The organism is Halomonas shengliensis, assembly GCF_900104135.1.
In the GTDB taxonomy this organism is placed as follows: Bacteria; Pseudomonadota; Gammaproteobacteria; order Pseudomonadales; family Halomonadaceae; genus Halomonas; species Halomonas shengliensis.
In genome coordinates this window covers 351,262-372,191 of record NZ_FNIV01000004.1, presented here as the reverse complement: position 1 = coordinate 372,191, position 20,930 = coordinate 351,262, and the positions used below count along the sequence as shown (strand labels likewise).

Below are 20,930 nucleotides of genomic sequence, written 5' to 3'. Positions count from 1 at the left end.
TCACTTCTGCCACTTCCACCGCTAGCAACGTTGGCCCGTCGCCGGCAGCGGATGCGTACTTTACGGATTTCCCGGGGACCGTGCAAGGCCTTCGTGAAGAAAAATGTAGTCCAGCGAGACGCCGCACGCCATGGCCCGGTCAAGCGCCGGAGGCACGAGCCCTGCCTCCTCCATGGCAGAGGCGATTCGCCGGGGTATCGGCACGCTGCGCGATGCCTCAGATCATGAACAGGTCCATGAAGCGATCCACCGCCGTGGCCTCGAGCGCCGCCGGGTCCTGGCACAGCGCCAGGATCCTCGCGCTGTGACCGCGCGGGAAGCGCGTCTCGAGATGGCGCCGGAACTTCTCTTCCAGCACCGGCACCCCCTCCTCGCGACGGCGCCGATGGCCGATGGGGTACTCCACCGCCACCGGGTCGGTAGCACTGCCGTCGGCGAAGAAGACCTGAACGGCGTTGGCGATGGAGCGCTTGTCGGGGTCCAGGTAGTCGCGGGTATAGCGCGGCTCCTCGACCACCTCCATCTTCGCCCGCAGCGCATCGATCTCGGGATGCGCGGCGTGGAAGTCGTCCTCGTAGTGTTCGGCATTCAGCTCGCCGAGGATCAGCGGCACCGCGGTCATGTACTGCAGGCAGTGGTCGCGATCGGCGGGGTTGGCCAGTTCGCCCTCCTTGGAGATGATGCGGATCGCCGACTCGTGGGTGGTGATGACCACCCGCTCGATCTCGTCCACCCGCCCCCTGACCTGCGGGTGCAGCGTCACCGCCGCCTCGCAGGCAGTCTGGGCGTGGAACTCCGCCGGGAAGGAGAGCTTGAAGAGGATGTTCTCCATCACGTAGCTGCCGAAGCCGCGCTGGAAGCGCAGGTGCCGCTCCGCCTCCGGCTTGAGGGCCAGGTCACGGTTGGTGTGGCTGAAGGCGACATCGTAGAAGCCCCACTGGGGCGCGGTGAGCGCCCCGGGAATCCCCATCTCGCCACGCAGGGCGATATCGGCCAGGCGCACCGCCCGGGAGGTGGCATCCCCCGCCGCCCAGCTCTTGCGCGAGCCGGCATTGGGGGCGTGGCGATAGGTGCGCAGGCTCTGGCCATCGACCCAGGCGTGGGAGAGCGCGGCGAGCAGCTGCTCGCGATCGGCGCCCATCAGCCTGGCGACCACGGCGGTCGAGGCCACCTTGACCAGCAGCACATGGTCCAGGCCGACCCGATTGAAGCTGTTCTCCAGCGCCAGCACCCCCTGGATCTCGTGGGCCATGATCATCGCCTCGAGCACGTCACGCATCGTAAGCGGCGCCTCGCCCCGGGCGACCCGTCGCTGGGAGAGATGATCGGCCACGGCGAGGATGCCCCCCAGATTGTCGGAGGGGTGCCCCCACTCGGCGGCCAGCCAGGTGTCGTTGTAGTCGAGCCAGCGCACGATGGCGCCGATGTCCCAGGCCGCCTTCACCGGGTCGAGGCGGAAGGGCGTACCGGGCACCCTCGCGCCATGGGGCACCACGGTGCCCTCCACCAGCGGCCCCAGATGCTTGGTGCACTCCGGGAAGCGCAGCGCCAGCAAGCCGCAGCCCAGGGTATCCATCAGACAGAGCCGCGCGGTGTTCCAGGCCTCGGCGCTCTCGATGCGGTAGCCCAGCACATAGTCGGCGATCCTCTGCAGCTCGGCGTCGTAATCCGGCCGCACATTGGCTTCCACGGTACTCATCGCGCCCTCCTTCGGCATCGGCATTGACTACCTCCACTATAGAAGACGCCTCGGGCCTTTCGACCCGAGGCGCCCTGTCTTCACCCGGTGATGGCTCAGAAGCTGTCGCCGGGGATGCGCACGAAGCCCTCCATCAGCACCCGGGCGCTGCGGCTCATCACCGCCTCGTCGATCACCCAGCGCCCCTCCACCAGGCTCGCCTCGGCGCCGACCCGCAGGCTGCCCGAGGGGTGACCGAAGGTGACGGCGTTGCGCTTGCCACCGCCGGCAGCCAGGTTGACCAGGGTGCCCTCGATGGCCGCGGCGGAGGCGATGGCCACCGCCGCGGTGCCCATCATGGCGTGGTGCAGCTTGCCCATGGAGAGCGCCCGCACCAGCAGGTCGATCTCGCCGGCCTCGACCCGCTTGCCGCTGGAGGCGGTGTAGCTCGCCGGCGGGGCCACGAAGGCCACCTTGGGGGTGTGCTGGCGGCCCGCCGCCTCGGCGACGTCCTGGATCAACCCCATCTTCACCGCCCCGTGGGCGCGGATCGTCTCGAAGCGCGCCAGGGCCTCGGCATCGCCGTTGATCGCCTCCTGCAGCTCGGTGCCGCTATAGCCGAGTTCGGCGGCATTCAGGAAGACGGTGGGTATGCCGGCATTGATCAGCGTGGCCTTGAAGGTTCCGACACCGGGTACCTCGAGATCATCGACCAGGTTGCCGGTGGGGAAGATGGCGCCCTCGCCGTCGGCGGGATCCTTGAAGGCCACCGGCACCTCGGCCGCCGGGAAGGTCACCCCGTCCAGCTCGAAGTCACCGGTCTCCTGCACCTGGCCATCGGTGATCGGCACCCGCGAGACGATGGTCTTGCCGATATTGGCCTGCCAGATGCGCACCTCGGCCTCGCCGTTGTGCGGGATACGCGAGGGATCCACCAGGCCGTTGCTGATCGCGAAGGGCCCCACCGCCGCGGAGAGGTTGCCGCAGTTGCCGCTCCAGTCGACGAAGGCCTTGTCGATGGCCACCTGGCCGAACAGGTAATCCACGTCATGGTCGGGGCTCTCGCTCCTCGACAGGATCACCGTCTTGCTGGTGCTGGAGGTGGCCCCGCCCATGCCGTCGATCTGCTTCTGGTAGGGGTCGGGGCTGCCGATCACCCGCATCAGCAGGCGGTCGCGGGCCTCGCCGGGCACCCGGGCCGCCTCGGGCAGGTCGTCGAGCCGGAAGAAGACGCCCTTGCTGGTCCCGCCACGCATATAGGTGGCGGGGATCCGGATCTGAGGAACCTGACTCATGCGCTTGCTACCTCCGAGGACTCCAGGAAGTCCTTGGCGAAACGCTGCAGCACGCCACCGGCGGAGTAGACGGTGACCTCCTCCGCGGTATCCAGGCGGCAGGTCACCGGCACGCGGTCGACCTCGCCGGTCTTGCGGTGGATCACCAGCTCGAGGGTCGCGCCCGGGGCCGGCTTGCCCTCGACGTCGTAGGTCTCGGTGCCGTCGAGCTGCAGGGTATGGCGGGTGGTGCCCTCCTGGAACTGCAGCGGCATCACGCCCATGCCGATCAGGTTGGTGCGGTGGATGCGTTCGAAGCCCTCGGCGACGATCGCCTCGACCCCGGCCAGCGCCACGCCCTTGGCCGCCCAGTCACGGGAGGAGCCCTGGCCGTAGTCGGCACCGGCGACGATGATCAGCGGCTGGCGACGGTTCATGTAGGTCTCGATGGCTTCCCACATGCGCATCACCTGGCCCTCGGGCTCGACCCGCGCCAGCGAGCCCTGCACCACCTCGCCCTGGTCGTCGCGCACCATCTCGTTGAACAGCTTGGGGTTGGCCAGCGTCGCACGCTGGGCGGTGAGGTGGTCGCCACGGTGGGTGGCGTAGGAATTGAAGTCCTCCTCCGGCAGGCCCATCTTGTGCAGGTACTCCCCCGCCGCGCTGTCCATCATGATGGCGTTGGACGGCGACAGGTGGTCGGTGGTGATGTTGTCCGGCAGGATCGCCAGCGGCCGCATGCCCTTCAGCGCACGCTCGGCCGCCATGGTGCCCTCCCAGTAGGGCGGACGACGGATATAGGTGCTCTGCGGGCGCCAGTCGTAGAGCGGGCTCTCGGCCTTCTCCGCGGCATCCAGGTCGAACATCGGGATGTAGACCTGCTTGAACTGCTCCGGCTTGACGAACTCGCCGACGATGGCATCGATCTCCTCGTCGGTGGGCCACAGGTCCTTGAGGGTCACCGGGTTGCCGTCGGCATCGGTGCCCAGCACGTCCTTCTCGATGTCGAAGCGCACGGTGCCGGCGATGGCGTAGGCCACCACCAGCGGCGGCGAGGCCAGGAAGGCCTGCTTGGCGTAGGGGTGGATGCGCCCGTCGAAGTTGCGGTTGCCGGAGAGCACCGCGGTGGCATAGAGGTCGCGGTCGATGATCTCCTGCTGGATCTTCGGGTCCAGCGCGCCGGACATGCCGTTACAGGTGGTGCAGGCGTAGGCCACGATGCCGAAGCCGAGCTTCTCGAGCTCCGGCAACAGGCCCGCCTCCTCGAGATAGAGCCGCGCGACCTTCGACCCCGGCGCGAAGGAGCTCTTCACCCAGGGCTTGCGTACCAGGCCGAGCGCGTTGGCCTTCTTGGCCAGCAGGCCCGCGGCGACCACGTTGCGCGGGTTGGAGGTGTTGGTGCAGCTGGTGATGGCGGCGATGATCACCGCGCCATCGGGCATGTGGCCCGCCTTCTCCTCCGCCTGGGCCTTGTCATAGTCCACGGCGATGCCACGGTCATGCAGGGCGCTGGTGGGCAGGCGCCGGTGCGGGTTGGAGGGGCCGGCCAGGTTGCGCTCGACGCTCGAGAGGTCGAAGGTCAGCACCCGCTCGTACTTGGCACCGGCCAGGTCGTCCGCCCACAGCCCGGTCTGCTTGGCGTACTTCTCCACCAGCGCGACCTGCTCCGGCTCGCGGCCGGTGAGGGTCAGGTAGTCCAGGGTCTGCTCGTCGATGTAGAACATCGCCGCGGTGGCACCGTACTCCGGGGTCATGTTGGAGATGGTGGCACGGTCGCCGATGGTCAGGCTCCTGGCCCCCTCGCCGAAGAACTCGAGATAGGCCCCCACCACGCGCTCCTTGCGCAGGAACTCGGTGATCGCCAGCACGATATCGGTGGCGGTGATGCCCGGCTGGCGCTTGCCGGTCAGCTCCACGCCGACGATGTCGGGCAGGCGCATCATGGAGGGGCGGCCCAGCATCACGGTCTCGGCCTCCAGCCCGCCGACGCCGATGGCGATCACGCCCAGGCAATCGATATGCGGGGTGTGGCTATCGGTGCCCACGCAGGTGTCGGGGAAGGCGACACCGTCGCGCGCCTGCACCACAGGCGACATCTTCTCCAGGTTGATCTGGTGCATGATGCCGTTGCCGGCGGGGATGACGTCGACGTTCTCGAAGGCGGTCTTGGTCCACTCGATGAAGTGGAAGCGGTCCTCGTTGCGACGGTCCTCGATGGCGCGGTTCTTCTCGAAGGCGTCCTGCTCGAAGCCGGCGTGCTCCACGGCCAGGGAGTGGTCGACGATCAGCTGAGTCGGCACCACCGGATTGACCTTGGACGGGTCACCGCCCTGCTCGGCGATGGCGTCACGCAGGCCGGCGAGGTCGACCAGCGCGGTCTGGCCGAGGATGTCGTGGCACACCACCCGCGCCGGGTACCAGGGGAAGTCCAGGTCGCGGCGACGCTCGACCAGCTGTTTCAGGGCATCGGTGAGCAGCTCGGGCTCGCAGCGACGCACCAGCTGCTCGGCGAGCACCCGGGAGGTGTAGGGAAGGGTGTCATAGGCACCGGGCTGGATCGCCTCGACGGCCGCCCGCGCGTCAAAGTAGTCCAGCTCGGTGCCGGGAAGCGGCTTGCGGTAGTCGGTGTTCATACTCAACTCCGATCCTCGATCGGCACCCACTCGCTCTTCTCCGGACCGACGTAGTCGGCGCTGGGGCGTATGATGCGGTTGTTGGCGCGCTGCTCGAAGACATGGGCGCACCAGCCGGTGACGCGCGAGCAGACGAAGATCGGCGTGAACAGCTTGGTGGGGATGTCCATGAAGTGGTAGGCGCTGGCGTGGAAGAAGTCGGCGTTGCAGAACAGTTTCTTCTCCCGCCACATCACCGCCTCGACGCGCTCGGAGACCGGGTACAGCACGCTGTCGCCGACGTCCTCGGCGAGCTTCTTCGACCACTCCTTGATGATGGCGTTGCGCGGGTCGGACTCGCGATAGATCGCGTGGCCGAAGCCCATGATCTTGTCCTTGCGCTCGAGCATGGCCATGATCTCGCGCTCGGCCTCGTCGGCGGACTTCCAGTCCTCGATCATGTCCATGGCCGCCTCGTTGGCACCGCCATGCAGCGGGCCGCGCAGTGAGCCGATGGCGCCGGTCACGCAGGAGTGCATGTCGGAGAGCGTGGAGGCGCAGACGCGGGCGGTGAAGGTGGAGGCGTTGAACTCGTGCTCCGCGTAGAGGATCAGCGAGACGTTCATCACCCGGGCGTGCAGCTCGGAGGCCGGCTCGCCACGCAGCATGTGCAGGAAGTGGCCGCCGATGGAGGCGTCGTCGGTCTCGGTCTCGATGCGCACGCCGTCGTGGCTGAAGCGATACCAGTAGCAGATGATCGAGGGCAGCACAGCGAGCAGGCGGTCGGAGACGTCCTGCTGCTCATCGAAGCTCTCCTCGGTCTCCAGGTTGCCCAGCATGGAGGCGCCGGTGCGCATCACGTCCATGGGATGGGCGTCCCTGGGGATCTGCTCGAGCACGGTCTTGAGCGCATCCGGCAAGCCACGCAGGCCCTTGAGCTTGGTGATGTAGGCGTCGAGCTCGGCCTGGTTGGGCAGCTTGCCCTTGAGCAGCAGGTAGGCGACCTCCTCGAACTTCGCCTTCTCGGCCAGCTCCTTGATGTCGAAGCCGCGATAGGTCAGGCCGGAGCCGGTCTTGCCGACGGTGCACAGGGCGGTGGTACCGGCACTCTGGCCACGCAGGCCGGCGCCGCCGATGGGTTTCTCTGCCATGATCTCTCTCCTCTTGAAGATATCCGTTATGACGTGAGCGAACTCGCCTCAGGCGCCGCTGCCCTTCTCGGCAAGCTCGGTCTCGGCAAAGAGCGCATCGAGCTTCTGCTCGAAGCTGTGGTAGTTCAGGAAGTCGTAGAGCTCGTCGCGGGTCTGCATGAGGTCGACCACGTCCTTCTGGTGACCGTTGTCATGGATGCTCTGGTAGACCTTGAGCGCCGCCGCGTTCATGGCGCGGAAGGCGGAGAGCGGGTAGAGCACCATGCGACAGCCCACCTCGGCGAGCTCGGCCTGGGTGAACAGCGGGGTGGCGCCGAACTCGGTGATGTTGGCCAGTATCGGCGCATCGACCTGCTCGCAGAACGCCCGATAGTCGTCCAGGGTGTGCACCGCCTCGGCGAAGATGGCATCGGCGCCGGCCTCGATGCAGGCGCGGGAGCGCTCGATGGCGGCGTCCAGGCCATCCTTCTGGAAGGCGTCGGTGCGCGCGATCAGGTAGAAGTCCGGATCGATGCGCGCGTCGGCGGCGGCCTTGACGCGGTCCACCATCTCCTGCTGGGAGACGATGGCCTTGTTGGGGCGGTGCCCGCAGCGCTTCTGGGCCACCTGGTCCTCGAGGTGCACGGCGGCCACGCCGGCGCGCTGCATCTCCTTGACGGTGCGGGCGATGTTGAAGGCCCCGCCCCAGCCGGTATCGATATCCACCAGCAGCGGCAGGTCGGTGGCGCCGCAGATGCGGTGGGCGTCCTCGACCACGTCGTTCATGGTGGTCATGCCCAGGTCCGGCAGGCCGAAGGAGGCGTTGGCCACACCGCCACCGGAGAGGTAGATGGCCTGATGGCCCACGCGCTCGGCCATCATGGCGGTGTAGGCGTTGATGGTGCCGACGATGGGCAGCGGGCGGTTGGCCTCGAGGGCGGCGCGGAAGCGGGCGCCGGGGGTCTGCTGGGTCATGGTGGTTCTCCTGGTGGTATCCGGTGGTGGGCTCAGGCGGTGGTCTCTTCCCGCTCCTTGAGGGTGGCGGCGTAACGGTCGACCACGTTGGCCCGGGAGGCGCTGACGTGGCGGCGCATCAGCAGCTCGGCCAGCTCGGCGTCGCCGGCCTCGATGGCATCGACGATGCGGTGGTGCTCGACGAAGGCGCGCTGCGGGCGCGTGCCGCTGGCGCTGAACTGGGTGCGATAGAGCCGCACCAGGTAGTAGAGGTCGTCGCACAGCATGGTCACCAGCATGCGGTTGTGGCTGCCCTGGACGATGCGGTAGTGGAAGTCCAGATCGCCCTCGCGCTGGTAGTAGGCCTCGCCACTCTTGAGGTCACTCTGGCGCTCGTGGACCGCGAGTACCTCGCGCAGCCCGGCGATCTCCTCGGCGGTCATGTGCTCGGCGGCCAGCCGCGCGGCCATGCTCTCCAGCGCCTCGCGGACATCGAACAGCTCCAGCAGCTCCTTCATGGAGAGCTTGACCACCCTGGCACCGACGTGGGGCACGCGCTCGATCAGCCGGTGCGCCTCCAGGCGACGCATCGCCTCGCGCAGCGGCCCGCGGGAGATGCCGTAGGTGCGCGACAGGCCGGGCTCGGTGATCTTGCTGCCCGGCGCCATCTCGCCGCGGACGATGGCATCCTGCAGCTGCTGGAAGACGCGTTCGGCCAGGGTGCGCACCTCGGGGTTGGCGGTTTCGACTTCGGCTGAGCTCATGATGATTGTCGACAATTAGTGAGTGAGGGAAGAGTAGCCATTGCCCGTCGGCGGGTCAATACGGCACCAGGTCGGGAGCGGTACGCCTTTGGTTGTAGACAACCTGACGCTCACCACCGGAGATGTCGACAATACCCCCAACGGCGTTGAGAACGCCAGCCGGCGTCGACGAGGACAGCGGCGTCCACGGCGCCTAGAATGGGCGCCCCGACGCCAGCCAGGGCCCGCCGCAGGCCAGCCGATGACCGCCACGCTCGAGATCACCCCCTACCCCTACCGCCCCACCCCGCTGGATGCCTTCGCGCGGCTGCGCCGCCGCCCGGGCGCCGCGCTGCTGGACAGCGGGCGCCCCGCGGCGCCGGGCGGCCGTTACGACATCCTCACCAGCGACCCCCTGGCGGTGCTGACGGTGGAGGGCGACGGCCGCGTGGCGGGCGTGCCAGGGCTCGAGGGGCTCTCCCCCTTCGCCGCCCAGCAGGCGCTGCTCGAGCGACTGCCTGGCGAGGTGCCGACCAGCGAGCTGCCCTTCCTGGGCGGGCTGATCGGCCACTGGAGCTACGACCTGGGCTACGCCCTGGAGCCGGTGGGCGAGCGCTCGCGTCCTGCCGTCGACCTGCCCGCCAGCCGGGTGGGCCTCTACGACTGGGCGCTGATCCAGGATCACCGGCGTGGCGAGGCCTGGCTGGTGGCCACCGCCGAGCGCCGCCGCCAGGCGCAGGCCTGGCTGGCGGCCGAGCCGGCCCCCGAGCCCCCCTTCCGGCTCGCGGCCCCCTTCGCCGCCGAGCTGTACCGTGCGGGCTACCTGGCGCGCTTCCAGGCGGTGCAGCGCTACATCCGCGCCGGCGACTGCTACCAGGTCAACCTGGCCCAGCGCTTCAGCGCCCCCTACGCGGGCGACCTGTGGGCCGCCTACCGGCGGCTGCGCGCGGCCACCCCGACCCCCTTCGCGGGCTACCTGGCCTGGCCGGGTCCCGCGGGTGAGCAGGCGATCCTGTCGCTCTCCCCGGAGCGCTTCCTCGAGTGCCGCGACGGCCGGGTGGAGACGCGCCCCATCAAGGGCACCCGGCCGCGGGGCGCCGACCCCGAAGCGGACCGCCGCCTGGCCAGCGATCTTCAGGCGAGCGCCAAGGATCGCGCCGAGAACGTGATGATCGTCGACCTGCTGCGCAACGACCTGGGCCGGGTGTGCCGGCCCGGCAGCGTGCGGGTGCCACAGCTCTGCGGCCTGGAGAGCTACGCCAACGTCCACCATCTTGTCAGCGTGGTCACCGGCACCCTGGCCGCCGGTCGCACGCCGCTGGACCTGCTGGCCGGCGCCTTTCCCGGCGGCTCTATCACCGGCGCCCCCAAGGTGCGGGCCATGCAGATCATCGACGAGCTGGAGCCGAGCCGTCGGGGCGTCTACTGCGGGAGCCTCGGCTACGTGGACCGGCGCGGGCGCATGGACACCTCCATCGCCATCCGCACCGCCGTGGCCGACGCCGGGCGACTGCACCTGTGGGGCGGCGGCGGCCTAGTGGCCGACTCCGACGGCGAGGCGGAGTACCGCGAGACGCTGGACAAGATCCGCCACCTGATGGCGGCCCTCGCGGCGCCGGGAGATCGGGAGGGAGGCCAATAAAGGCATAAGGAACAAGACCTCTTATTCCTTTATTGACATATTGAAGCAAGAAATCGGTATTGGGCACCCCGCCAAGCCCTTCGCTAGGGTAGCGGCATCATCCCTACCGGAGCATCGCCATGAGCGAGTCACTGGAGATCATCAACCGTGACCTCGGCCAGGACCCCGAGGCGCTGGTGCGCTGGGCCCTCACCCAGGGCAGCCGTCCCATCTGCACCACCAACTTCCGCCCCTTCGAGGCGGTCATCCTGCATATGGTGAGCCGCCAGCGGCCGGACATCCCGGTGGTATGGATGGACCACGGCTACAACACCGAGGCCACCTATCGCTTCGCGGATGCCCTGGTGAAGCGCCTCGACCTCAACCTGGTCAGCTACCTGCCGAAGCGCAGCCGCGCCCACCGCGAGGCGCTGGAGGGTCCCTTCCCCGGCATCGACGACCCGCGCCACGCCGCCTTCACCCAGGAGGTGAAAATCGAGCCCTTCGAGCGCGCCCTGACCGAGATGGCACCGGACGTCTGGTTCACCGCCCTGCGCGCCGAGGACACCCCGGAGCGCTCACGCATGGCCCCGGCCAGCCGCAACGCCGATGGCCTGCTCAAGGTGGCACCGCTGCTGCACTGGACGGCCAGGGAGCTTCACGCCTACCTGCAGCGCCACGACCTGCCCAACGAGTTCGACTACTTCGACCCCACCAAGGTCGAGGCCAAGCGCGAGTGCGGCCTGCACCTGCAGCACTGACCCCGAGCCAGTCATGACGCCGCCGCCGCCCCCGGCTGCCCGGGAGGCGGCGGCGTCGTTTATCGCCGAGGCGCGGGATCAGCGCAGCGGCAGCTCGATGCCCTCGAACAGGGCACGCTCGTGGCGCGGCCCGGCGGCCAGGGCGGCGTCGACCAGCTCGCGGTCCAGGTGGGGCGCGAAGCCCTGCAGGAAGTCGTACATGTAGCCACGCATGAAGGTGCCGCGACGGATGCCGATCTTGGTGGTGGAGCTCTCGAAGAGGTGGCCGGCGTCCAGCGCCACCAGGTCGGTGTCCTGCTCGGGGTCCACCGCCATATGGGCGACGATGCCCACCCCGAGGCCGAGGCGCACATAGGTCTTGATCACGTCGGCGTCGGCGGCGGTGAGCACCACGTTGGGGGTCAGCCCGCGGGCACGGAAGGCGTCATCGAGCTGGGAGCGCCCGGTAAAGCCGAACACGTAGGTCACCAACGGATGGCGGGCGATCGCCTCCAGGGTCAGCTCCCCCTCCTCCGCCAGCGGGTGCCCCTGGGGCACCAGGATGCAGCGGTTCCAGCGGTAGCAGGGCAGCAGCACCAGGTCGTTGAAAAGCTCCAGCGACTCGGTGGCGATGGCGAAGTCGGCCTGGCCGTCGCTGACCATCTGGGCGATCTGCTTGGGCGTGCCCTGCTGCATGTGCAGGGCCACCTCGGGGTACTTGCGGGTGAAGTCGCGGATCACCGGCGGCAGCGCGTAGCGCGCCTGGGTGTGGGTGGTGGCCACCGCGAGGCTGCCGCGGCGCTCGTCGCTGAACTCCTGGGCCACCTCCTTGATGTTGTCGGTGAGCCTGAGCACCTCGCCGGCCAACTCGACGATCGCCTGGCCCGCCGGGGTCACCCGGGTGAGGTGCTTGCCGCTGCGGGCGAAGATCTCGACCCCCAGCTCGTCCTCGAGTAGCCGGATCTGCTTGGAGATGCCCGGCTGGGAGGTGAACAGGCTCTGGGCGGTGGCCGAGACGTTGAGGTTGTGGCGCGTCACCTCCCAGATGTAGCGCAGCTGCTGCAGTTTCATCGCGTCCCTCTCCATGCCGCGTCGGCGCAGCGCCGAACCGGTCACCACGCCCATGATATATAAAAAGGCTTATTCATTCCTTTATAGCATAATAGCCCGGAGTCCGCACAAGCGGCGCGCGCCCCATCCCGATTTGCCAGCACCCCGGTCGACCGCTAACATCGTCCGCCCGGGCAGGCGACACCGCCCCCGTCGCCTGCCAACCCGACCCGCTCGACGCAGCGCAACGAAACTGGAGAACCCCATGGCCAATAACGTCGATGTCACCAATGCGAACTTCGAGCAGGAAGTCCTCAAGGCCGACACCCCGGTCTTGCTCAAGTTCTGGGCGCCCTGGTGCGGCCCCTGCAAGGTAATGGCACCGGTGGTCGACGAGGTCGCCGAGGAGCGCAGCGGCAACCTCAAGGTCGTCAGCATCAACGTCGATGACGCCCCCGAGATCGCCGCCGAGCAGGGCGTGCGCGGTGTGCCCACCGTGATGCTGTTCAAGTCCGGCACCAAGGTCGCCTCCCTGGTGGGCGCGCAGTCCAAGTCGCAGCTGTCGCAGTTCATCGACCAGAACGTCTGAGCGACGCCATAAGCGACGGCCTGCACGCCAGGCAACGCCTTCAGCATCCGCACATCGCCCCGGCCTCGGCCGGGGCGATGTCGTTCAGGGACCCTGGGTCACTCTTCCCTGTTGCCCCGCCGCGAGGGGCGCCGGGTGGCCTCGGTCAGCGACGGCTCGTCCCCCGGGCCCAGCAGATGGGCGATCCAGCGCGTCTCGGGATGGCTGTCCAGGGCGATCTTCAGGGTCATGGTCAGCACCACCGAGAGCAGCATGCCCACCGCCCCGAAGATCCACCCCCACACCACCAGCGACAGGAAGGCGACGAAGGTGGAGAGCCCCAGCGCCTTGCCCATCATGCGCGGCTCGACGATGTTGCCGAGCAGGAAGTTGATGCCCAGGTAGGCGCCGGAGAGCAGCAGCGCATCGAAGAGCCCGCCATCCGGGGAGACCAGCAGCAGCAGCACCGGCGGCACCGCGGCGATCGCCGAACCGATGTTGGGAATGTAGTTGAGCACGAAGGCGAGCACCGCCCACAGCAGCGGGAAGTCCACCCCCACCAGCAGGCAGGCGACCCACACCAGGATACCGGTGACCAGGCTGACCACCGTCTTCACCGCCAGGTAGCGCTTGAGGGTCAGGCTGAACTCGCTGAAGCGCTCCAGGCTCGGCGCCGGATTGGCCAGGGCACGGGCCAGCTTGTCGCGGAAGGTCAGCGTCTCGAACAGCATGAACACCGCCAGCAGGCCTACCACCACGCTCTGCATCAGCAGGTTGCCGACCTCGCCGATCACCGCGGGGATCCAGTTGCCCAGTTGCTCGGCATCCAGCAGTTCGGCCAGGCGGTCGGTGTCGATCGCCAGCCCCAGGCGCGCCAGGCCATCCAGCAGCCCCAGGTAGTAGTCGTAGAGCTTCTGCTCGATGCCCGGCAGCGCCTCCACGAAGGTATTGAAGCTGTTGACCAGCAGCAGCCCCAGCAGGGTGATCACCCCGCCAATGACCACCAGGGTCAGCCATACCGCCAGGTTCAGCCTGAGTCCCAGGCGGTTGAGCCACAGCACCGGCGCGGTGCAGATCACCGCGATGATGGCGGCCAGCAGCAACGGCACCAGCAGGCTCGCCCCCGCCGTCATGCCGGCCACGATCACCACTAGCGCCGCCAGCGCCAGCACCAGGTTCAGCGGTATGATGCCCGAGGCATCGCCGTTGCCGTCCGCCATCCGGACCTCCCTCTCCGTATCAGGTTTCCATCATGCCCTCGCGGGCACACCGCCACAATCATCCACGCCGCCCAGACGACGAACCCCCGCCGGGGCGGGGGTTCGCAGCAGCGGGGTGGCCAGGCGCCTAGCGTCCCAGCGTCTCCCGTCCGCCCAGGTAGGGGCGCAGCACCTCGGGCACGCTGATGGAACCGTCGGCGTTCTGGTAGTTCTCCAGCACCGCCACCAGGCAGCGACCCACCGCCAGGCCCGAGCCGTTGAGGGTGTGCAGCAGCTGTGGCTTCTTCTGCTCCGGATGGCGGAAGCGCGCCTGCATGCGCCGCGCCTGGAAGTCCTCGCAGTTGGAGACCGAGGAGATCTCGCGGTAGGTCTCCTGGCTCGGGATCCACACCTCCAGGTCATAGGTCTTGGCGGCGCCGAAGCCCATGTCGCCGGTGCACAGCGTCACCACCCGGTAGGGCAGCGCCAGCGCCTGGAGGATCGCCTCGGCATGGCCGCGCATCTCCTCCAGCGCCGCATAGCTGGTGGCCGGGTCGACCAGCTGCACCATCTCCACCTTGTCGAACTGGTGCTGGCGGATCATGCCGCGGGTATCGCGGCCATGGGAGCCCGCCTCGCTGCGAAAGCACGGGGTGTGGGCGGTGAGCCTGAGCGGCAGCGCCTGGTAGTCGAGGATCTCGTCCCGGGCGAAGTTGGTCAGCGGCACCTCGGCGGTGGGGATCAGGTGGTAGCCGCGCTCGTCGTCCAGCCGGAACAGGTCCTCGCCGAACTTGGGCAGCTGGCCGGTGCCGCGCAGCGAGGCCTCGTTGACCATGTAGGGGACGTAGCACTCCTGGTAGCCATGCGCCTCGGTCTGGGTATCGAGCATGAACTGGGTCAGGGCGCGGTGCAGCCGTGCCATGGGCCCGCGCATCACCGCAAAGCGTGCCCCGGTGAGCTTGGCCGCCAGGTCGAAGTCGAGGCCGCCGTCGAGCTCGCCGAGGTCGACATGGTCGCGCACCGGGAAGTCGAACGCCCGCGGGGTGCCCCAGCGGTGCAGCTCGACGTTATCGCTCTCGTCCCGGCCCTCGGGCACGCTCTCGTGGGGCAGGTTGGGAATGCCGCTCACCGCCTCGTCCCACTCGCCCTGCACCTCGCCAAGGCGCGCCTTGGCGGCGTCCAGGCGGTCGCCCAGGTCGCTCACCTCGTCGAGCAGCGGCTGGATATCCTCCCCCGCCGCCTTGGCCTTGCCGATCGCCTTGGAGCGACTGTTGCGCTCGGCCTGCAGCGACTCGGTCTCGGCCTGCAGCTCGCGGCGCCGGGACTCCAGCGCCGAGAGGCGGTCGACGTCCAGGGCGAAGCCCCGCTTGGCGAGTCGTTGGGCGACCGTCTCGAGGTCGCTGCGCAGCAGTTTGGGATCGAGCATGGCATCCGGTCCGTTGCAGTCGGTGAAGGAGCGTGGCCGCGCGGGGCGCGGCGCTGACAGGCGGCCCATTGTAGGCAAAAGGCGAAAGCCGCGCCACGCAGGCCCGCGGCGGGATGCGCCTCCCGGCGGCGCGCGGTACAGTAATGCCCCCACGCCTGCCCATGCTGATGCCGATGATCGCACGACTGGATACCGCCGACGCCGCCACCGCGCCGAGCCCCGACGCGCCCTACCTGCGCTTCCTCGAGGCCCTCAAGGCCGCCGGCTTCGAGGGCGAGATCGCCCCCGACTACGCCGCCCGCACGGTGCTGGCCACCGACAACTCCCTCTACCAGCGCCTGCCCCAGGCGGTGCTCTACCCCCGCCACGGCGAGGACCTTCAGCGCATCGCCCACCTGGCCGGCCAGGTGGAGCACCGCCGGGTGGTGCTCACCCCCCGCGGTGGCGGTACCGGTACCAACGGCCAGTCGCTCACCGACGGCCTGGTGGTGGACGTCTCCCGGCACATGAACCGGATCCTGGAGATCGATGTCGAGCATCGCCGGGTGCGGGTCCAGGCCGGCGTGGTCAAGGACCAGCTCAACGCGGCCCTGAAGCCCCATGGGCTGTTCTTCGCGCCGGAGCTCTCCACCTCCAACCGCGCCACCATCGGCGGCATGATCAGCACCGATGCCAGCGGCCAGGGCAGCTGCGAGTACGGCAAGACCCGCGATCACGTGCTCGAGCTCTCCACACTGCTGCTGGGCGGCGAGCGCCTGGTGAGCCGGCCGCTGGACGAGGACGAGCTGGAAACGTTGTGCGCGCGCGACGACGCCACCGGCCGCGTCGTACGTACCGCCCGGGAGATCATCGACACCCAGGCCGAGCGGATCGCCGCGACCTTCCCGCCCCTCAACCGCTGCCTGACCGGCTACGACCTGGCGCACCTGAGAACGGCGGAAGGCAGGCTCGACCTTAACAGCCTGCTGTGCGGTGCCGAGGGCTCGCTGGGACTGCTCGACGAGGCGGTGCTCAAGGTGCTGCCGATCCCGAAGCACTCGACCCTGGTCAACGTGCGCTATCCCGGCTTCATGGATGCCCTGGCCGACGCCAAGGCGCTGATGGGGAGCGACGGCTCTTCAAAAGATCAGCCACAGGCGCAGCCTACCTCCATCGAGACGGTGGACGACAAGGTGCTGATGCTGGCCATGCAGGACTTCGTCTGGGACAGCGTCGCCGAGTTTTTCCCCGAGGGCGACACCCCGGTGCGCGGCATCAACCTGGTGGAGTTCAACGACGACGACCCCGAGCGGCTGGCGGAGCGCGTGGCCGCCTTCTGCCGCCACTTGGAGAGCGACCGCGGCGTCGAGCGCCTGGGCTTCACCCTGGCGGAGGGGCGCGCCGCCATCCAGCGCGTCTACGCCATGCGCAAGCGCGCCGTGGGCCTGCTGGGCAATGTCAGCGGCGAGCGCCGCCCCCTCCCCTTCGTCGAGGACACCGCGGTGCCGCCGGACCGGCTCGCCGACTACATCGCCGAGTTCCGCGCCCTGCTCGACGCCCGCGGCCTCGAGTACGGCATGTTCGGCCATGTGGATGCCGGGGTGCTCCACGTGCGCCCCGCCCTCGACATGAAGGACCCGGCCCAGGAGCGGCTGATCCGCGAGGTCTCCGACGCGGTAGCCGACCTCACCGGTCGCTACGGCGGCCTGCTGTGGGGCGAGCACGGCAAGGGGGTGCGCTCGGAGTACGCGCCCCGCTTCTTCGGCGAGCTTTACCCCAGCCTGCAGCGGGTCAAGGCGGCCTTCGATCCCCACAACCAGCTCAATCCGGGCAAGATCGCGACACCGCTCTCTATCCCGCCCGATGCCGCGGGTAAAGGGTCTATCCCGCCCGACGCCGCGGGGACGGGGTCTATCCCGCCCGATGCCGCGGGAGCGACCGCGCCAGCCAGCGCCGCCGACCAGGCGGAGACGGTCACGCTGGTCGACCCGGGCCTGCTGACCATCGACGGCGTGCCCACCCGCGGCCAGTTCGATCGCACCATCGACGAGCGGGTGTGGCAGGCCCATGCCGCCACCGTCTACTGCAACGGCAACGGCGCCTGCTACAACTACGACCCCAACGACGCCATGTGCCCCTCCTGGAAGGCGACCCGCGACCGGGTCCACTCCCCCAAGGGGCGCGCCAGCCTGGTGCGCGAGTGGCTGCGCCTGCAGGGCGAGGCGGGGGTCGACCTGATCGAGGAGGCGCGTGCGCGCCGCGCCGAGGGCGCGTGGGGCGTCGTGAAGCGCCTTCCTGGGCGCACCCTCAACACCCTGCGCCGCGGCCGCGAGGCGGACTTCTCCCACGAGGTCTACGACGCCATGGCAGGCTGCCTGGCCTGCAAGTCCTGCGCCGGCCAGTGCCCGGTCAAGGTCAACGTGCCCGACTCCCGCGCGCAGTTCCTGGAGGCCTATCACGGCCGCTACCTGCGCCCGCCGCGGGACTACCTGGTCGGCGGTCTGGAGTTCCTGCTGCCCGCCCTCACCCGGGTCGCGCCGCTCTACAACGCCGCCCTCGGCAACCGGCTGGTGACGCGCCTGCTTGCCGGCCCCGTGGGCATGGTGGACAGCCCGCGACTCTCCCGCGCCAGCCTGAAGAAGACCCTGGCCGCCTGGGGCGTGAGTGAGGCCACGCCCACCTCCCTGGGCCTGCTGACCCAGGCCCAGAGGGCCAACAGCGTGGTGATCGTCCAGGACGCCTTCACCAGCCACTTCGAGGCCAGGCTGGTGATGGATATCGTCGAGCTGCTCAGCCGCCTCGACGTGCGCGTCTTCGTGGCGCCCTTCTCCCCCAACGGCAAGCCGCTCAACGTGCAGGGCTTCCTGGGGGCCTTCGCGCGTACCGCCGAGAAGCAGGCGCGGCGCCTGCGCGCCCTGGCCGAGTTCGGGGTGCCGCTGGTGGGCATCGACCCGGCCATGACCCTCACCTACCGCCAGGAGTACGTGAAGACGCTGGGTCCCGATGCCGTGCCCGAGGTGCGACTGCTCCAGGAGTGGCTGGTGAGCCGCGCCGGCACCCTGGCCCCCAGGGGCCTGACCCTCGAGGACCCCGGGTACCGGCTGCTCTCCCACTGCACCGAGGCCACCACGGCCCCGGGCAGCCCCAAGGCCTGGCAGCAGGTGTTCGCCGCCTTCGGCCTGGAGCTCGACCTGGTGGCCACCGGCTGCTGCGGCATGTCCGGCACCTATGGCCACGAGGCCAGAAACCTCGAGACCTCGAAGACCATCTACGCCCAGTCGTGGCAGCCGGTGGTGGAGGACACGGCCAACGCCGGGCGGCTGCTGGCCACCGGCTACTCCTGCCGCAGCCAGGTGAAGCGCCTCTCCGAGGCCGCCCTGCCCCACCCGCTGCAGGCGCTGCTGGCCGAGCTCAAGCGGCAGGGGTAACACCAGGCCGAGGGGGCCGCCGAGGCCTCGCAGGTGGTCCCGGGGGCGCATGCGTATAGCGGATCCCATCGGCAGTGGCTAATCTGCACACTGGACCCCCCGCCAGGAGCCACGCCATGGAGAGCCCCGCGGTACTGATCACCGGCATCGGCCTGCTGTCGCTCGCCTGCCAGTGGCTGGCCTGGCGCCTCAGGGTCCCGGCCATTCTGCCGCTGCTAGTCACCGGCATCCTGGTGGGCCCGGTCAGCGGCCTGCTCGATCCCGACGCCCTGCTCGGCGACCTGCTCTTCCCGCTGGTCTCGCTGGCCGTCGCGGTGATCCTCTTCGAGGGCAGCCTGACCCTCAACCTCGGCGAGCTGCGCGGCCACGGCCATACGGTGCGCCGCCTGGTGACCTGGGGGGCGCTGATCACCGCCGTGGTCAGCGCCCTGGCCGCCCACTGGCTGCTCGACCTTCCCTGGGGCATGGCCAGCGTGCTCGGCGCCCTGCTGGTAGTCACCGGCCCCACGGTGGTGCTGCCGCTGCTCAAGACCCTGCGCGCCAGGGAGTCGCTCTCCCGCATCCTGCGCTGGGAGGGGATCCTGATCGACCCGGTGGGGGCCATCGGCGCGGTGCTGGTCTACGAGTTCGTGGCGCTGGGCAGCGCCGGCAATGCCTTCGCCCACACCCTGGCGCTGTTCGCCCTGACCCTGGCCATCGGCTTCGGCCTGGGCGGTGCCGGCGGCTACCTGTGGGGTTGCGTGCTGCGCCACCACTGGCTGCCGCGCCAGCTGCACAGCTTCGGCACCCTGATGGTGATGCTGGTGCTCTTCACCCTCTCCAACCAGCTGTTCCACGAATCGGGGCTGCTCACCGTCACCGTGATGGGGGCCTGGCTGGCCAACATGAAGCGGGTGCCCACCGAGCCGATCATCGAGTTCAAGGAGACCCTGACGATCCTGCTGATCTCGGGGCTCTTCATCCTCCTTGCCGCGCGGCTGCGACTCGACCAGCTCGCCCTGCTGGGCTGGCCGGCCTGGGCCTACCTCGCCGTGCTGATGCTGGTCGCCCGTCCGCTGGCGGTGGCGGCCTGCACCCTGGGCAGCGGCCTCGACCTGAAGGAGAAGGCGCTGGTGGCCTGGATCTCCCCGCGCGGCATCGTCGCCGCGGCGGTGGCCTCGCTGTTCGCCCTCAAGCTGGAGGCGGAAGGGGTGGAGGGCGCCGAGATGCTGGTACCGGTCACCTTCCTGGTGATCATCGCCACCGTGGTGATCCAGAGCCTGCTGTCGCGCCCCCTCGCCCGGGCGCTGGGGGTGATGACCCCACCGCCCAGCGGCTTCCTGATCCTGGGTGCCAACCCGGTGGCCCGCGCCATCGGCCTGGCGCTCAAGCAGGCCGAGCTGCCGGTGCGCCTGGCCGATACCGACCGCGAGGCGCTGGAGGAGGCGCGCATGGCGGGGCTGCCGGTCTACTACGGCAAGCCCCACTCCGAACACGCCGAGACCCACCTGGAGCTGACCGGCCTGGGTCACTTCCTGCCGCTCTCGCCCTACCGCGAGGCCAACGACCTGGCCGCCCTGCACTTCGCGGCCCAGTTCGAGCCGGGCCGGGTGTTCCGCCTCGAGGCCAGGCGCGACGACCAGGCCGAGCGCCAGCGCCCCCAGGACCTCGCCGAGCTGCCGCGCCTGTTCGGCGAGAAGGTCAGCTGGGCCGACCTGGCCAGCCGCATCGCCCGCGGCGCCGAGGTGCGCGTGGCGCGCCTGCACGAGGACCACGACTTCGCCGACTACCGCCGCGACCACGACGGCCGTCTACTGGCGCTCTTCTGCCTCGACGCCAAGGGGCATGTGCGGGTGGCCAGCGACCGTGCCGAGCTCGACCCGCAGCCCGGCGAGACGGTCATCTGCCTGATCGACCCGACGTCGCCGGCGTTCTGAAGGGAGACCGCCATGCAACGCACGCTGATCCTGGTTGGCCTGATCCTCGTGGCCGCGGTACTGGTGGTCGGCGTCATGATCTCGGACTCTGGTGGCTCCTCCATCGATAAGCCAGGCGTCTCCTCTACCGACAGACATCATCCGGAAAACAACGCCGCCCGGTGAGAACCGGGCGGCAGGATGGGTATAGATGGATGGATGGATGGATGGATGGATGGATGGATGGATGGATGACGAGTATGGGCTACTCGGGCAGGGTGACACTGAACTCTATCGACTCGTACCAGGCGGCGAGATGGGAGATCTCCTCATCGCTCAGGTCCTTCGCGATCACGGACATCATCTCGTGTTCGCGCTTGCCGCTGCGAAACGCCTTGAGCTGGGTCTCCAGGTAGATGCGGCTCTCTCCTGCCAGATGGGGAGCAATCGGAATCTTGGCGACACCATCGATGCCGTGACAGGTACGGCACTGGCTCGCCAGTTCGCGGCCTTGCGCCGGATCGGCGGCGTGCACCGCCGAGGCCCACACCAGCAGGAATGCCCCCAACAACAGGTGACGAAGAAGGTTCATCGCGGCTCCTCGAGTGGCACCGGTGGCTCCCTCACCGGCGC

The 20,930-nt window shown here is 69.1% G+C and carries 16 protein-coding genes; 6 read left to right on the top strand and 10 right to left on the bottom strand.

The features are described 5' to 3' along the window. Positions 1-217 precede the first annotated feature (217 nt). The 6 genes from BLP95_RS08575 to BLP95_RS08550 all read right to left on the bottom strand — a co-directional run bounded on the left by BLP95_RS08575 (position 218) and on the right by BLP95_RS08550 (position 8,412). Complete coding sequence (locus BLP95_RS08575) at positions 218-1,699, bottom strand: bifunctional 2-methylcitrate dehydratase/aconitate hydratase (protein WP_089678239.1); 1,482 nt, start codon at positions 1,697-1,699, stop codon at positions 218-220. Positions 1,700-1,794: 95 nt separating this feature from the next. Next, a complete protein-coding gene (gene prpF / locus BLP95_RS08570) occupies positions 1,795-2,973 on the bottom strand; it encodes a 2-methylaconitate cis-trans isomerase PrpF (protein WP_089678237.1) in 1,179 nt (392 codons plus the stop codon). After that, entirely contained in the window at positions 2,970-5,585 is a 2,616-nt protein-coding gene (acnD, locus tag BLP95_RS08565) for a Fe/S-dependent 2-methylisocitrate dehydratase AcnD (RefSeq protein ID WP_089678235.1), read from the bottom strand. The genes prpF and acnD overlap by 4 nt, the downstream gene beginning before the upstream one ends. A 2-nt stretch (positions 5,586-5,587) precedes the next feature. Next, positions 5,588-6,715, bottom strand: a complete 1,128-nt coding sequence (prpC, locus tag BLP95_RS08560; RefSeq protein WP_089678233.1) for a bifunctional 2-methylcitrate synthase/citrate synthase — start codon at positions 6,713-6,715, stop codon at positions 5,588-5,590. A 48-nt stretch (positions 6,716-6,763) separates the two neighbouring features. After that, on the bottom strand, positions 6,764-7,669 hold the full coding sequence (prpB, locus tag BLP95_RS08555) for a methylisocitrate lyase (RefSeq protein ID WP_089678231.1): 906 nt from the start codon (positions 7,667-7,669) through the stop codon (positions 6,764-6,766). 32 nt (positions 7,670-7,701) lie between these two features. Beyond that, positions 7,702-8,412, bottom strand: a complete 711-nt coding sequence (locus tag BLP95_RS08550) for a GntR family transcriptional regulator (RefSeq protein ID WP_023005683.1) — start codon at positions 8,410-8,412, stop codon at positions 7,702-7,704. Between the two features lie 241 nt (positions 8,413-8,653). Between BLP95_RS08550 and pabB the strand changes: the two genes are divergently transcribed. Both pabB and BLP95_RS08540 read left to right on the top strand, forming a co-directional pair. Further along, a complete protein-coding gene (gene pabB / locus BLP95_RS08545; protein ID WP_089678229.1) occupies positions 8,654-10,033 on the top strand; it encodes an aminodeoxychorismate synthase component I in 1,380 nt (459 codons plus the stop codon). Between the two features lie 119 nt (positions 10,034-10,152). Continuing rightward, positions 10,153-10,773 carry a phosphoadenosine phosphosulfate reductase domain-containing protein gene (locus BLP95_RS08540; protein WP_089678227.1) on the top strand — a complete coding sequence of 207 codons (621 nt, stop codon included), beginning with the start codon at positions 10,153-10,155 and terminating at the stop codon, positions 10,771-10,773. Positions 10,774-10,851: 78 nt separating this feature from the next. On the opposite strand, the gene cysB is transcribed toward BLP95_RS08540, so the two are convergent. Next, entirely contained in the window at positions 10,852-11,823 is a 972-nt protein-coding gene (gene cysB / locus BLP95_RS08535; RefSeq protein ID WP_023005680.1) for an HTH-type transcriptional regulator CysB, read from the bottom strand. Between the two features lie 244 nt (positions 11,824-12,067). On the opposite strand from cysB, the gene trxA reads away from it, so the two are divergent. Beyond that, positions 12,068-12,391 (top strand): thioredoxin, encoded by a 324-nt coding sequence (gene trxA, locus BLP95_RS08530; RefSeq protein ID WP_089678225.1) that lies wholly within the window; start codon positions 12,068-12,070, stop codon positions 12,389-12,391. Between the two features lie 98 nt (positions 12,392-12,489). Here the strand turns inward: trxA and BLP95_RS08525 are convergent, their stop codons facing one another. Beyond that, positions 12,490-13,590 (bottom strand): AI-2E family transporter, encoded by a 1,101-nt coding sequence (locus tag BLP95_RS08525; protein WP_089678223.1) that lies wholly within the window; start codon positions 13,588-13,590, stop codon positions 12,490-12,492. Between the two features lie 127 nt (positions 13,591-13,717). Next, positions 13,718-14,995 (bottom strand): serine--tRNA ligase, encoded by a 1,278-nt coding sequence (gene serS / locus BLP95_RS08520; protein WP_089678221.1) that lies wholly within the window; start codon positions 14,993-14,995, stop codon positions 13,718-13,720. Positions 14,996-15,168: 173 nt separating this feature from the next. Here serS and BLP95_RS08515 point away from each other — a divergent pair, with 173 nt between their 5' ends. The 3 genes from BLP95_RS08515 (at position 15,169) to BLP95_RS16840 (ending at position 20,483) form a co-directional block, all read left to right on the top strand. Then, positions 15,169-18,402: an FAD-binding and (Fe-S)-binding domain-containing protein gene (locus tag BLP95_RS08515; protein ID WP_089678269.1), complete on the top strand. Its 3,234-nt coding sequence runs from the start codon at positions 15,169-15,171 to the stop codon at positions 18,400-18,402. A 116-nt stretch (positions 18,403-18,518) separates the two neighbouring features. After that, positions 18,519-20,318 carry a cation:proton antiporter gene (locus tag BLP95_RS08510; protein WP_089678220.1) on the top strand — a complete coding sequence of 600 codons (1,800 nt, stop codon included), beginning with the start codon at positions 18,519-18,521 and terminating at the stop codon, positions 20,316-20,318. 12 nt (positions 20,319-20,330) lie between these two features. After that, on the top strand, positions 20,331-20,483 hold the full coding sequence (locus BLP95_RS16840) for a hypothetical protein (protein WP_176760253.1): 153 nt from the start codon (positions 20,331-20,333) through the stop codon (positions 20,481-20,483). A gap of 79 nt (positions 20,484-20,562) precedes the next feature. On the opposite strand, the gene BLP95_RS08505 is transcribed toward BLP95_RS16840, so the two are convergent. Next, complete coding sequence (locus tag BLP95_RS08505) at positions 20,563-20,889, bottom strand: c-type cytochrome (protein WP_089678218.1); 327 nt, start codon at positions 20,887-20,889, stop codon at positions 20,563-20,565. Positions 20,890-20,930: the final 41 nt, after the last annotated feature.

Coding starts and splice junctions, on each gene's coding strand:
- BLP95_RS08510 (WP_089678220.1), top strand. CDS start 18,519: ATGGAGAGCCCCGCGGTACTGATCACCGGCATCGGCCTGCTGTCGCTC.
- BLP95_RS08540 (WP_089678227.1), top strand. CDS start 10,153: ATGAGCGAGTCACTGGAGATCATCAACCGTGACCTCGGCCAGGACCCC.
- acnD (WP_089678235.1), bottom strand. CDS start 5,585: ATGAACACCGACTACCGCAAGCCGCTTCCCGGCACCGAGCTGGACTAC.
- prpB (WP_089678231.1), bottom strand. CDS start 7,669: ATGACCCAGCAGACCCCCGGCGCCCGCTTCCGCGCCGCCCTCGAGGCC.
- trxA (WP_089678225.1), top strand. CDS start 12,068: ATGGCCAATAACGTCGATGTCACCAATGCGAACTTCGAGCAGGAAGTC.
- BLP95_RS16840 (WP_176760253.1), top strand. CDS start 20,331: ATGCAACGCACGCTGATCCTGGTTGGCCTGATCCTCGTGGCCGCGGTA.
- BLP95_RS08550 (WP_023005683.1), bottom strand. CDS start 8,412: ATGAGCTCAGCCGAAGTCGAAACCGCCAACCCCGAGGTGCGCACCCTG.
- BLP95_RS08525 (WP_089678223.1), bottom strand. CDS start 13,590: ATGGCGGACGGCAACGGCGATGCCTCGGGCATCATACCGCTGAACCTG.
- serS (WP_089678221.1), bottom strand. CDS start 14,995: ATGCTCGATCCCAAACTGCTGCGCAGCGACCTCGAGACGGTCGCCCAA.
- prpF (WP_089678237.1), bottom strand. CDS start 2,973: ATGAGTCAGGTTCCTCAGATCCGGATCCCCGCCACCTATATGCGTGGC.
- prpC (WP_089678233.1), bottom strand. CDS start 6,715: ATGGCAGAGAAACCCATCGGCGGCGCCGGCCTGCGTGGCCAGAGTGCC.
- BLP95_RS08505 (WP_089678218.1), bottom strand. CDS start 20,889: ATGAACCTTCTTCGTCACCTGTTGTTGGGGGCATTCCTGCTGGTGTGG.
- BLP95_RS08515 (WP_089678269.1), top strand. CDS start 15,169: ATGATCGCACGACTGGATACCGCCGACGCCGCCACCGCGCCGAGCCCC.
- cysB (WP_023005680.1), bottom strand. CDS start 11,823: ATGAAACTGCAGCAGCTGCGCTACATCTGGGAGGTGACGCGCCACAAC.
- BLP95_RS08575 (WP_089678239.1), bottom strand. CDS start 1,699: ATGAGTACCGTGGAAGCCAATGTGCGGCCGGATTACGACGCCGAGCTG.
- pabB (WP_089678229.1), top strand. CDS start 8,654: ATGACCGCCACGCTCGAGATCACCCCCTACCCCTACCGCCCCACCCCG.